Origin of the sequence: Streptomyces sp. NPDC097981 (assembly GCF_040302565.1) — a bacterium.
In the GTDB taxonomy this organism is placed as follows: domain Bacteria; phylum Actinomycetota; class Actinomycetes; order Streptomycetales; family Streptomycetaceae; genus Streptomyces.
In genome coordinates this window covers 26,293-36,944 of record NZ_JBEORW010000044.1, presented here as the reverse complement: position 1 = coordinate 36,944, position 10,652 = coordinate 26,293, and the positions used below count along the sequence as shown (strand labels likewise).

General features: G+C 73.8%; 10 protein-coding genes and 1 pseudogene. 6 read left to right on the top strand and 5 right to left on the bottom strand.

Annotation, left to right across the window (positions count from 1 at the left end):
- The first annotated feature begins 157 nt into the window (after positions 1-157).
- Positions 158-550: a hypothetical protein gene (locus tag ABTY04_RS32190; protein ID WP_352216970.1), complete on the top strand. Its 393-nt coding sequence runs from the start codon at positions 158-160 to the stop codon at positions 548-550.
- Positions 551-563: 13 nt separating this feature from the next.
- Here ABTY04_RS32190 and ABTY04_RS32185 read toward each other — a convergent pair whose 3' ends face one another.
- Positions 564-1,754 carry an MFS transporter gene (locus ABTY04_RS32185; RefSeq protein ID WP_352216969.1) on the bottom strand — a complete coding sequence of 397 codons (1,191 nt, stop codon included), beginning with the start codon at positions 1,752-1,754 and terminating at the stop codon, positions 564-566.
- 80 nt (positions 1,755-1,834) lie between these two features.
- Here ABTY04_RS32185 and ABTY04_RS32180 point away from each other — a divergent pair, with 80 nt between their 5' ends.
- Together ABTY04_RS32180 and ABTY04_RS32175 are read left to right on the top strand one after the other, a co-directional pair.
- A complete protein-coding gene (locus tag ABTY04_RS32180) occupies positions 1,835-2,419 on the top strand; it encodes a CGNR zinc finger domain-containing protein (RefSeq protein ID WP_502996760.1) in 585 nt (194 codons plus the stop codon).
- A 145-nt stretch (positions 2,420-2,564) separates the two neighbouring features.
- Positions 2,565-3,326 (top strand): maleylpyruvate isomerase family mycothiol-dependent enzyme, encoded by a 762-nt coding sequence (locus ABTY04_RS32175; RefSeq protein ID WP_352216967.1) that lies wholly within the window; start codon positions 2,565-2,567, stop codon positions 3,324-3,326.
- A gap of 18 nt (positions 3,327-3,344) precedes the next feature.
- On the opposite strand, the gene ABTY04_RS32170 is transcribed toward ABTY04_RS32175, so the two are convergent.
- On the bottom strand, positions 3,345-3,842 hold the full coding sequence (locus tag ABTY04_RS32170; protein WP_352217001.1) for a hypothetical protein: 498 nt from the start codon (positions 3,840-3,842) through the stop codon (positions 3,345-3,347).
- A 24-nt stretch (positions 3,843-3,866) separates the two neighbouring features.
- Here ABTY04_RS32170 and ABTY04_RS32165 point away from each other — a divergent pair.
- Positions 3,867-4,004: pseudogene (locus ABTY04_RS32165) on the top strand (DUF5954 family protein); the annotation flags it as partial.
- Positions 4,005-4,018: 14 nt separating this feature from the next.
- Here ABTY04_RS32165 and ABTY04_RS32160 read toward each other — a convergent pair.
- The 3 genes from ABTY04_RS32160 to ABTY04_RS32150 all read right to left on the bottom strand — a co-directional run bounded on the left by ABTY04_RS32160 (position 4,019) and on the right by ABTY04_RS32150 (position 7,390).
- On the bottom strand, positions 4,019-4,978 hold the full coding sequence (locus tag ABTY04_RS32160; RefSeq protein ID WP_352216966.1) for a helix-turn-helix transcriptional regulator: 960 nt from the start codon (positions 4,976-4,978) through the stop codon (positions 4,019-4,021).
- Between the two features lie 217 nt (positions 4,979-5,195).
- Positions 5,196-6,704: a sensor histidine kinase gene (locus tag ABTY04_RS32155; RefSeq protein WP_352216965.1), complete on the bottom strand. Its 1,509-nt coding sequence runs from the start codon at positions 6,702-6,704 to the stop codon at positions 5,196-5,198.
- Entirely contained in the window at positions 6,701-7,390 is a 690-nt protein-coding gene (locus ABTY04_RS32150) for a response regulator transcription factor (protein WP_352216964.1), read from the bottom strand. Before ABTY04_RS32150 ends, ABTY04_RS32155 begins: the two co-directional genes overlap by 4 nt.
- Positions 7,391-7,641: 251 nt before the next feature.
- Here ABTY04_RS32150 and ABTY04_RS32145 point away from each other — a divergent pair, with 251 nt between their 5' ends.
- Together ABTY04_RS32145 and ABTY04_RS32140 are read left to right on the top strand one after the other, a co-directional pair.
- Positions 7,642-9,882 (top strand): MMPL family transporter, encoded by a 2,241-nt coding sequence (locus ABTY04_RS32145; protein ID WP_352216963.1) that lies wholly within the window; start codon positions 7,642-7,644, stop codon positions 9,880-9,882.
- A complete protein-coding gene (locus ABTY04_RS32140) occupies positions 9,879-10,646 on the top strand; it encodes an LmeA family phospholipid-binding protein (protein WP_352216962.1) in 768 nt (255 codons plus the stop codon). Before ABTY04_RS32145 ends, ABTY04_RS32140 begins: the two co-directional genes overlap by 4 nt.
- Positions 10,647-10,652 lie beyond the last annotated feature (6 nt).

Genomic DNA, 10,652 nt, shown 5'->3' with positions numbered 1-10,652 from the left:
GGTACGGCGGGCGGGTGGCGGCCCCGGGCAGACTCGGGGGTGCTCCGCCCGCCGGTGTCCGTCGGTGAAGGGCCGCCTGGATAATGGCACCGGATCCAGGCCGCCCCCGTGCGCGTGCAGGGGCGCGGAACCGACCGACCGGAGGGACGAGGGACCGATGACGCTCGAAGAAGGCCAGCGGGTCAGGCTGGCGGCAGACCTCGTGCTGACCGGGACGGTCGTCCTGGCCGGGGACTCGGCGGCGACGGGTACCGTCGCCGGCTCCCTGTCCCTGGCAGCCGGCACCGAGGGCACCGTCGAGCGGGTGACCGAGCAGCACCGGCAGCAGAGCCGGGAAGTCGTCGAGTACGTACGGCTCAAGTCGCTGCTCGACGACTTCGGACACCAGATGCCCCCGGGGAGCAGGAAGCAGCTCGAAGAGCAGGTCGGGTCGCTGGAATCCGAGTGGATCGCCTACCAGGGGCAGAGGCACCGGGTGAAGGTCCGCGTCCGTTTCGACAACGGATTCGTCCTCGACGACGCACATGAGGACGTCTTCACCCGCGCCTGACCTGCCGGTTGCTTCATGCCGCCCGGGTCAGCCAGGGCCGTGGCCTCCTCGTGGGGCTGATGAGGGGTTCGACGACGAGGAGTTGCGCCGCGGCGAGGGCGAGGCAGAGGGCTGCGCTGCCGGCCCACAGGGCGTGCACACCGGCGTGTTCGAGCAGCTGGGTGGTGGTGACGGGGGCGGCGACCGTGGCGATGCCCCAGCTGACGCCGTACGCGGCGAGGTAGCTGTCGGCGCCGCCCCGTGGCGCCAGGTCCGCCACGATGCCGAAGACCCGGCCCAGGACGAGTACGTCGCCCAGGCTCCACACGGCGGTGGCGGTCACGAGCGCGGGAAGGGCGGATGCCATCGCGTACCCGGCCAGGCCGGTCGCCAGCAGGGTGTATCCGAGGGCGAGGGCGGCGGAGTCGGAGAGTGCGGCGACGCGACGCAGGCGCACGGCCGGCTGCGCCGCGACGATGGTGACGGTCGAGGCGGTGAACAGCAGTCCTGCGTCGGCGGGTTGGAGGCCCAGCCGGGCGAGGGCCAGCGGCAGGCCCATCATGATCTGCATGGAGACGAGCGCGAAGAGCGTGCCGGCGGTGAACACGGCCCACTGACGCCGGTCCCGCCAGGGGCGGGCGGCCTTGTTCGGTTCGCCGCCGCGACCGGCCCGACGGCCGGTGTGGTCGGCGGGCAGCGCGAGGCGCAGGGTCAGCGCGCACAGGAGACAGGTGAGCGCGTCGACGACGAAAAGCCAGCGCAGGTCCCAGCGGCCCAGGGCCGCGGCGATCAGGCCCGCGCCCGTGCCGCCCGCGGCGAGGGCGGCGTTGAGCAGGCTGTAGGCGCGGACCCGCTCGGCGGGGCCTACCGCGTCGGCGATCAGCGCCTGGCTCGGCGGCTCGTAGAGCTCGAAGGCCAGGCCGAGCAGGATCACGAAGACGGCCACCGCGGCGGGCGATCGGGCGGCGGCGATGCCCAGCTGCGCGACGGCGCATCCGGTGAGGCCGAGCACGATGGTGCGGCGGCGCCCGAGACGGGTCGAAAGGCGGCCTCCGGCGATCCGTGACGGGATCGTCGCGAGGCCGAAGGCCGCCGAGAGCAGGCCCGCCGTGGTGGCGCTCGCGCCGAAGTCGGCGCTGATCAAGACCGTGAGGAAGGACAGGGAGAAAGCGCCGAGTCGGTTGATCGCGCGCGCGGCGACCAGCAGCCATACGGTCCGCGGCATGGCACCACCTCTCACGTGACTGTCTAATCGAGTAATGTCAGTCACGGACGCTAACGACGGAAGGAGTGACTGGTCAAGTGATATTCGACAGTCACGTGGCGGTGCTGCTGGACCACGCCGTGTCGCTCGTGAACGCGCTGACCGGCGGGGAGGCGCGCGGGCGCCCGTACGCCGCACCCCGCGGCGCGGAACTGCCTGCGGCCATCGACGCCGCAGTCCCCCCCGCCGCGGCCTCGCTCCCGCGCACGATCGACGCCGCGCAGGCGGACTATCTGGCCGCCGCGGCACAGGGCATGCGCGAGGTCTTCCAGGCCATGCAGGACGGCAGGCCGGACGACGCCGCGACCACCGTCAACCGCCTGCTGCGCGAGAGCGGCGCGCGGCCGCGCCTGGACCGCGCGGAGGGCGAGGGCACACCTTGGCAGCTGCACTTCCACGGGGCGAACGACTCGTTCGCGGCGGGGCACAGCGCGAGCTGCGCGACCGCCCTGGCGCTCGCGGTGGGCGGCAGCCTCGCGGGCCGGCTGGGCGTGTGCCGGGCCGGGCGCTGCGATCGGGTCTACGTGGACACCTCTCGCAACGCGGCCCGCCAGTTCTGCTCCACCGCCTGCCAGAACCGCACCAAGGCCGCGGCCTTCCGCGCGCGCAAGGGAGCGGGCGGCTGACGGCCCACCCCGCGCGGGCGGGCCGGAAGTTGACACCTCCGACGCTCGCGACTTACCTTCACCATTACTTAAGGATATTAACCATCCAGCTTCTCAAGCATCTCTTTGCCACCGGGGCAGCAGCATCAGAGGAAGGCGCACAGACATGAAGCCCGCCCAGCACGGAGCGGCCGTCGCAGCCGAGTCCGCCGCATTCGTTGCCACGGTCAAGGCAGCCGATCTCTCCACCCCGGTGCCGACCTGCCCCGGCTGGTCCCTCGCCGATCTCACACAGCACGCCGGCAGCGTGCACCGCTGGTTCAGCGAGCTCCTTCGCCGGCGCATCCAGCAGCCGCCGGCCAGCCGCGAGGTGGACCTGCGCCTGCCCGAGCAGCCCGACGGCTTCCCGGACTGGCTGGCCGCGAGCGCGGCGGAGGCCGCCGAGGTGTTCGCCGCCACCGACCTGGACGCGCCGATGTGGGCCTGGGGCGTCGACCAGCACGCCCGGTTCTGGGTCCGGCGCATGCTCTTCGAGACCCTCGTCCACCGGGTCGACGCCGAACTCGCACTCGGGCTCTCACCGCACATCGACCGCGCACTGGCCGTCGACGGCATCGACGAGTTCCTCACCAACCTGCCGTTCGCTTTCCCCTTCGCGCCGCTGACCGCCCGACTGCGAGCCGCCGACCGGACCATTCGCTTCAGCTGCACGGACGGTGACGGCGACTGGCTGGTCGCACTGCGCCCCGACGGCTTCGCGCTGGTGGCCGACGGTCCCGAGTCCCGCACGGCGGACGCCACGGTCCGGGGAACGGCCGCGGACCTGCTCCTGGCGCTCTACGGCCGCTTGGACCACCGGGGCGACGCGTTCCGGCTGCTCGGGGACCCGGACCTGATCGCCCACTGGTTCGCGCACTCGGCCTTCTAGCCCCGGACTCGTACAAAGTCATGCCCGCACCCCACGGGCCGCGACGTTGCGGTCCGGGTCGCTCCCGGACAGCAGCTCCCGGCCTCCGAGGTAGCGGAGATCGACCCGGACGGCCCGTTCGAAGAGGAAGTCGGTCCCGATCAGCCGGGCGGCCTCTGCCTGCCCTCGTGGCATCTCGGAGGCGAGCAGCGGCTCCTTCGGTACGCCGAAACGCGTGTACCGGTCGTCGGTTTCCTCGTCCCAGGTGAACAGGTAGGGCCCTCGGTCCAGCGTGACCGGGCAGTGGGTCTGCGGGCACTCCTGGGGATCGTCGTGGCAGGTCCAGTCGAACCACTCGGGGTGGGACACCCTTGCCCGGGCGGTCGCACCGTCCATGGCGGCCACGTGGGCATGGGCCGCGGCCGGGACGGGCCCGAAGGCGGAGTGGAACAGTCCCACCTGCCCGGAGGGGTCCACGGCCCACCAGTGGAACTGAAGACCCCAACGGGGATGCACGTACGTGTTCGATGGTGTCACGGGGCCAGCCTAGGAAACGGGAACCTCGCCCGCACCTGCCGCCTGCTGCGCTGGGGCCCCGACGGGCCCGAGGGCCCGCGCCCGTCCGGTACCGAAAGCCAGGACCCGAAACGGATCCACCCCGCCCTCGACGAGGACGGGCACGTCCTCCCCGAAGCCTGAGCCGCCGTGCCGGGTCAGTCGACGGCGCGCAGGGTGCGGGTGGCCGTGTCGCGGAGGTACCGGACGACGTCCGGGTCGGCGTCGAGCGAGTAGTCGGTGCCCAGGGCCGCGAGGGTTTGCGCGATGCGGGCCAGGGAGTCGTCGGAGGCGTCGACGAGGCAGGTGTCGTCGCTCACCGGGCGGATCCGGCCGGCCGGCCCTCGGGCATGGGCACCAAGGTGACCGGCGGATACGCGCACGGTGGCGACGGCGCGGTACCGGGTCGGAGCGGCCGAGAGCCGGCGGGCGACGAAGTCGGCGGGGGCGTCACCGGGCACCGGGCGCGGAGGGACGCGCCGGCCCGTCGGGCCGGGGGCCGATATGCGGTCGAGGCGGAAGACGCGCCAGTCATCCCTGCCGAGGTCATGGGCGAGCAGGTACCACAGTCTGCCCGAGGAGACCAGATGGCAGGGTTCGACGCGGCGCGCCGCGGTGGCGCCGTGGCGGGGGGTGTAGTCGAAGGTGAGGATCTCGTGGTCGCGGCAGGCGACGGCGAGCATCGCGAGGAGGGCGGGGTCGCTGCGCGGTCCGCGGTCCTCCCAGGTGATCCCTGCAACGGCTCCTTGAAGTGCGCTGACCTGGCCGCGCAGGCGCCTGGGCAGGACCTGTTCCAGCTTGGCCAGCGCGCGCAGCGCCGTCTCCTCGATCCCTGTGAGACCGCCTGCGGCCGTACGCAGGGCGACCGCGACGGCCACGGCCTCCTCGTCGTCCAAGAGGAGGGGCGGCAGGTCCGCGCCGGAGGCCAGGCGGTAGCCGCCGCCGAGTCCGCGGGTGCCGTCCACCGGATAGCCCAGCTCGCGCAGCCGGTCGATGTCGCGCCGCACCGTGCGCACGGTCACGCCGAGCCGGTCGGCCAGGTCGAGACCGGCCCATTCCCGCCGGGTCTGCAGCAGGGACAGCAGACGCAGCATCCGGGCGGTCGTGTCACTCGTCATGAATTCCACTATGCCCGCGTCAAAGGACAGGTCCTGTCCTGAACTGCCGTTCGACAGGACTCTTCCCCGCCCGGCACCAAAGTGGTCGAGTCGTTCGTCACGCAGGAGCAGACCACCGTCGTCGATCCGGGGCCGTCGGCGGGAGCGAACTGCCGGGGTCATCGTCCCGAGGATCGCAACTGCCCTGCAGGGGGCGCGGGAAGCCCTGCCAGTACGGTCAACCGCCCTCCCGGTCGGGCAGGCCGGCCGGGAGGGAGAGGGTGAACACCGCGCCGCCTTCGGGGCCGTGGCCGAGGGCGGTCAGGGTGCCCGCCAGCCGGGTGGCCAGACGGTGCGCGATGGCCAGGCCCAGCCCGCTGCCGACCGGGCGCTCACCGCGGTAGCGCTCGTGCAGCGCGCCCCGTTCGAAGGCCACCGCCACGTCGTCGTCCGTCAGCCCCGGACCGCCGTCGCGGACCTCGATGCGCACTCCGCCGTCCGGGACCGCTCCGAGGGCCAGGACCACGGGCCGGCCCGCCGGAGTGATCCGCAGGGCGTTCGCCAGCAGGCAGTCGGCGAGTTGCCGGACCCGGAAGCCGTCGGTCCGTACGGGTGGGAGGTGCACGTCCGCCGCGGGCGGTTCCCACCGGAACTCGACCCCGTGCCGGGCGCACCGCTCCCGCCACACCTCGGCCGTCTGCTCCAGGAGCACGACCAGGTCGGTGTCGGACGGTTCGAGCCGGAACTCGTCGGCCTCCAGCCTGGCCAGGTCGAGCAGGTCGGAAAGGAACCGGTCCAGCCGCTGCGCCTCGGCGACCAGGACCCGGCCGGTTTCGGGCACCCGGTCCGCGGGGATGACGTCGTCGGCCAGGGCTTCCGCGTATCCGCGCATGGTCGTGAGCGGAGTGCGGATCTCGTGGGAGATGGAGAGCAGGAACTCGCGCCGGCCTTCCTCGCTGCGCTGCAGAGCCCGGTCCAGGACGGCCATGGCACGGCTCAGTTCCACCACTTCGGCGGGTCCCCGGCCGCTCGGTCCCCCGCTGCTCGGTCCGCTGCCGCTCGGTCCGGCGCCGGGTCCGCGATGCGGGCCGCGGTCCGGCCTGCCGTCCGGCCGGCCCCCCGGTTCGGCCGCCGTGATCCCGCGGTGGCCGTCGGCCAGGCGGCCCGCAACCTCGGCGGCCCGGGTCAGCGGGCGGGTGATGCGGCGGGCCAGCAGCAGCCCGGCAAGGGCCGCACCGGCCAGGCCTGCGCACAGTGGCAGGACCAGGCTCCGGCGGGTGCGGGCGGCGGCGGCGTCCACCTCTCCCATCGGTTTGGCGAGCACCACCCCGCCCGCCCCGAACGTCCGCCCCTCGACGATGACCTGCTCCCCGTCGAGGGTCGCGGTCGCCGAGAGCGGCTTGCGCGTGAGCAGCCGGTCCCGCTGCGCGTTCGTGACCGCCGCCGAGGCCGGGCCGCGGAGCGTGCCCGCCGCGTCGAGGACGGCCAGGCGCACCCCGTCGGAGCCGGCGATCAACTGCTCCCCCTCCACGAGCAGCACGGAGAGCCGCGGAATCCGGCTCAGTGCGGTGGCCTGCCGGGCGAGCTGGCCTCGCTCCTGTGCCTCCGCGCTGCCCCGGGCGGTGTACCAGGCGGTGACCCCGCTCATCAGTACGGCGACCAGTGCGACGAGCCCCGCGAACAGGACCAGTTCCCGCGCGAGGGTGCCCCGCCGGCGCGTCGGCCACCCGGGACGGGCGGGGCTCACCCGGGCTCCCCGGCCGCGCTGTAGCCGACGCCCCGGACGGTCCTGATCGGGCTGGCGTCGCCGAGCTTGCCGCGGATCTGGGAGACGTACACGTCGACCACGCGCTGGTCGCGGTGGGCCGAGTCGCCCCACACCTGGTCCAGCAGCTGGGCCCGGGTGAACACCTGCCCGCGGTGTGCCAGCAGGTAGGCGAGCAGGTTGAGCTCCAGAGCGGTGAACTCCACGGGAGTGCCGTCGACATGAACGGTGTGCCGGCCGGGATCGACCCGCAGCCGACCGGCCGTGTGCACGGCCGGAGCCGCCACGGGTCGGGCTCCGCGGCGGAGCACCGCGTTGACGCGGGCCACCAGCTCGCCCGGCGAGAACGGCTTCGTGAGGTAGTCGTCGGCGCCGAGCTCCAGGCCCAGGATCCGGTCCGCCTCGTCACCGCGCGCCGTGACCAGCAGGACCGGGGTCCAGTCGTCCCGCTCGCGCAGGCGGCGGCACAGCGTCACCCCGTCCATGCCGGGCAGCCCGACGTCCAGTACGACCGCGGCCGGCGCGAGCCGCGCCACCGCGTCCAGACCCGCAAGGCCGTCCTCGGCCGTCTCCGTCCGATAGCCGTCCCGCTCCAGGTACAGCCGCTGCAACGCGGCGATGTTCGGGTCGTCCTCCACAATCAGGACGAGCCCCTTCGGGGAGTTCATGACCACTCCGGTGAGCTGTGCGCGGAGCGGAGCCGCGGATGACGAGCGGGGACGCGAATCATGCTAGCCAGCCTGCGCCCCGCCTCCGGACTGCGCGGCCCGACGTCCCGCGCGGCCTCACACAGCCCTAACAATCCCCTCATGATCCCCGGTCAATCGGCGGTCATGATCGGTACCGGGTGCTCGTGCGGCCGGCCGCACGCTTCCCCTTCGCTTCCTCCCCGTACCGATTCACCGGCAAGGATTCCCCGATGAAACCCAGTGACCAGGCCGCACCACCCGGCTCCGCCCCGCGCGGCCTGCTGTACCGGACCGGCCGGGCCTGCGCCCGCCGGCCCTGGCTCGTGATCACCGTATGGCTCCTCGCCCTGCTGGCGGTCGTCGGCGCCGACCGGGCCTGGGGCGGACAGTACGAGGACGACTTCACCCTCCCCGGCACCGCGGTGCAGACCGGCGCGGACCTGCTCGACGCCCACGGCGGCCCGGCCGGCCGGGGGGTGCCGGCGCAGATCGTGCTCTCGGCCGACGGGAAGGGCCTGGCCGGACACCGGGACGCCGTGGAGAGCGCCGGACAGCGGCTCGCCGCCCTGCCTGAGGTGGTCGGCGTGGCCGACCCGCTCGCCACTCCTGCCGCCGTGACGCAGGACGGCCGCACGGGCTACTACACCGTCCGGTTCGACTCGAACCCCGCCCAGTTCGACAAGGCCTACCTGGAACAGGTCGACGCCGCCGTCGCCCCGCTGCGCGCCGACGGCATCACCGTCGAGTACGGCGGACCGCTCGGCAAGCTCGCCGCCCCGGCCGGCGCCGACCGGGCGTCCGAGATCATCGGCATTGCCACGGCCGTGATCGTCCTGCTGCTGGGCTTCGGCAGCGTGGCAGCCGCCGCGTTTCCCCTGATCAGCGCCGTCATCGGACTGCTGGCCGGGCTGGCGGCGCTCGGCCTGCTCGCCGCCGAGTTCAGCTTCGCCGCCGTATCGCCCACCCTCGCCGTGATGATGGGCCTCGGCGTCGGCCTGGACTACTCGCTGTTCTTGGTGACCCGGCACCGCAAACTGCTCCACACCCTGCCCGACCCGGCCGACGCGGCCGGCCGGACCGTCGCCACCAGCGGCCGGGCCGTGCTGGTCGCCGCGCTGACCGTGACCGCGGCCCTGGCCGGACTGTTCGCCTCCGGCGTCGGTTTCATCGGCATGCTGGGTGTCGCGGCGGGCACCACCGTGCTGACCGGCGCGATCGCCGCGCTCACCCTGACACCCGCCCTGCTGGGCCTGGCCGGCCGGCGCATCGACCGGCTCCACGTCCGCACTCCCGTCGACGAACCCGACGGGGACGGGGACGTCTGGCAGCGCTGGGCCGCCGTCGTCGGACGCCGCCCGTGGACCTTCCTGCTGCTCGGTGCCACCGTCCTCGCGGTGCTCGCCGTACCGGCCGCGTCCATGCGGCTCGGCCACGTCGATGCCGGAGCCTCGCCCGCCACCGCCACCGAGCGGCGGGCTTACGACCTGGTCTCCGACGCGTTCGGACCGGGCGCGAACGGACCCGTCACCGTCGTGGTCACCCTCGACAAGTCCGGCGCCGCACCCGAGCAGCGCACGGAGCTCGCCGGGCGCCTCCACCAAGCGCTCACCGACACCCCGGGCGTGGCGTCGGCCACCCCGCCCACCCCCACCGCGGACGGCGCGCTGCTCATCTCCACCGTCGTACCCGACAGTGCCCCGCAGGACCGTGCCACCGCCGACCTGCTGCACCGGCTGGCCGGTGAGACCCTCCCCGACGCCCTCGACCCGTACCACGCCACCGGCTACCTCACCGGGCAGAGCGCCGCGCAGCAGACCTTCCGCGACGTGCTCGCCGACCGCCTGCCGCTCGTGGTCGGCCTCGTCGTCGGCGCCGCGTTCGTGCTCCTGCTGACCGTGTTCCGCAGCCCCCTGATCGCCCTCAAGGCGGCCCTGCTCAACCTGCTGTCGATCGGCGCCTCGTTCGGCGTCGTCGTCGCCGTCTTCCAGTGGGGCTGGGGCTCCTCGCTGCTGGGCGTCGACGAGAGCGTGCCCATCGAGTCGTACGTGCCCATGATGATGTTCGCCATCGTGTTCGGACTCTCCATGGACTACGAGGTGTTCCTGCTGGCGCGGATCCGGGAGCACTGGCTGGCGGGCCGGGGCAACGAGGCCGCCGTCGCGGCCGGCCTGGCCTCCACCGCCCGCGTCATCAGCTGCGCGGCTCTGATCATGACCAGCGTGTTCCTCGCCTTCCTCCTCTCGGCGAACCCGGTGGTCAAGATGCTCGCCCTCGGTCTCGGCGTCAGCGTGGTCGTCGACGCCACCGTGGTCCGGCTGCTGCTGGTCCCGGCCACGATGAACCTCCTCGGCCGCGCGAACTGGTGGATCCCCGGCTGGCTGGACCGGATCCTGCCGCACCTCGACCCCGAGGGCGGCGGCCCGGAGGAACCCGTACACGGAGACCGGACGCCGCAGGAGGTACGGGCATGAGCCGCGCCGGCACCGCCCGCGCCGGCAGCCCGCGCACTGCGGTCGCAGGGGCCGCAGCGGCGGGCCGGCCGGCCGGCCCCCGGCGCGGGCGGCGCCGGACCCGGATCCTGGCCGCCGTCCTGGGGACGGTGCTCCTGGCGTGCGCCGCGGAGGCCGCCGCGACCTCGGTCGTCGAGAACGGCATCGAGGAGGCGCTGCGGCCACGCCTGGGGCGGACGGACGCGGACCTCGCCGGGTCGGGCCTGCTGGCGCTGGCCCGGGGACGGGCCGACCACGTGACCGTCACGGGGGACGATGCCGCGCTCGGCCCGGTGAGCGGAGCGTCGGTACGGCTGGACCTCGACGGGGTGCCGCTCGGCGGGGGCGGCACGAAGGCCGTGGACGGCGTGCACGGGCGGATCACGGTACCCGTCGAGGCCGTCCGCACCTGGCTCGCTTCGGCGGAACAGGCCCTGCCGGTCAGCAGTGTGACCACCGACCCGGCCGCCGGCGTACTGCACCTCGGATTCGGTCCGGGCGGCGCCCTCGACATCGCCCTGCGCCCCGAACTGCGCGACGGCCACGTCGGGTTCGCCCTCGATGAGGCCACCCTGATGGGCACCCCGGCCCCCGAGCGGCTCACCCGGGGAATCCGCGACCGGCTGGCCGGCCGGCCGGATTCCGAGAACCCGGTGCCGGACCTGAAGCCCACGTCGGTACGGGTCACGGAGCGGGGCATCGAGGCCACGCTCGACGCGGGTCCCGTACACCTCACCGGTTCCTAGTTCCGC

Bases quoted from the DNA above. Each gene is read 5' to 3' on its own strand.
- ABTY04_RS32140 (WP_352216962.1), top strand. From the start codon at position 9,879: ATGAGCCGCGCCGGCACCGCCCGCGCCGGCAGCCCGCGCACTGCGGTC.
- ABTY04_RS32145 (WP_352216963.1), top strand. From the start codon at position 7,642: ATGAAACCCAGTGACCAGGCCGCACCACCCGGCTCCGCCCCGCGCGGC.
- ABTY04_RS32190 (WP_352216970.1), top strand. From the start codon at position 158: ATGACGCTCGAAGAAGGCCAGCGGGTCAGGCTGGCGGCAGACCTCGTG.
- ABTY04_RS32150 (WP_352216964.1), bottom strand. From the start codon at position 7,390: ATGAACTCCCCGAAGGGGCTCGTCCTGATTGTGGAGGACGACCCGAAC.
- ABTY04_RS32175 (WP_352216967.1), top strand. From the start codon at position 2,565: ATGAAGCCCGCCCAGCACGGAGCGGCCGTCGCAGCCGAGTCCGCCGCA.
- ABTY04_RS32185 (WP_352216969.1), bottom strand. From the start codon at position 1,754: ATGCCGCGGACCGTATGGCTGCTGGTCGCCGCGCGCGCGATCAACCGA.
- ABTY04_RS32160 (WP_352216966.1), bottom strand. From the start codon at position 4,978: ATGACGAGTGACACGACCGCCCGGATGCTGCGTCTGCTGTCCCTGCTG.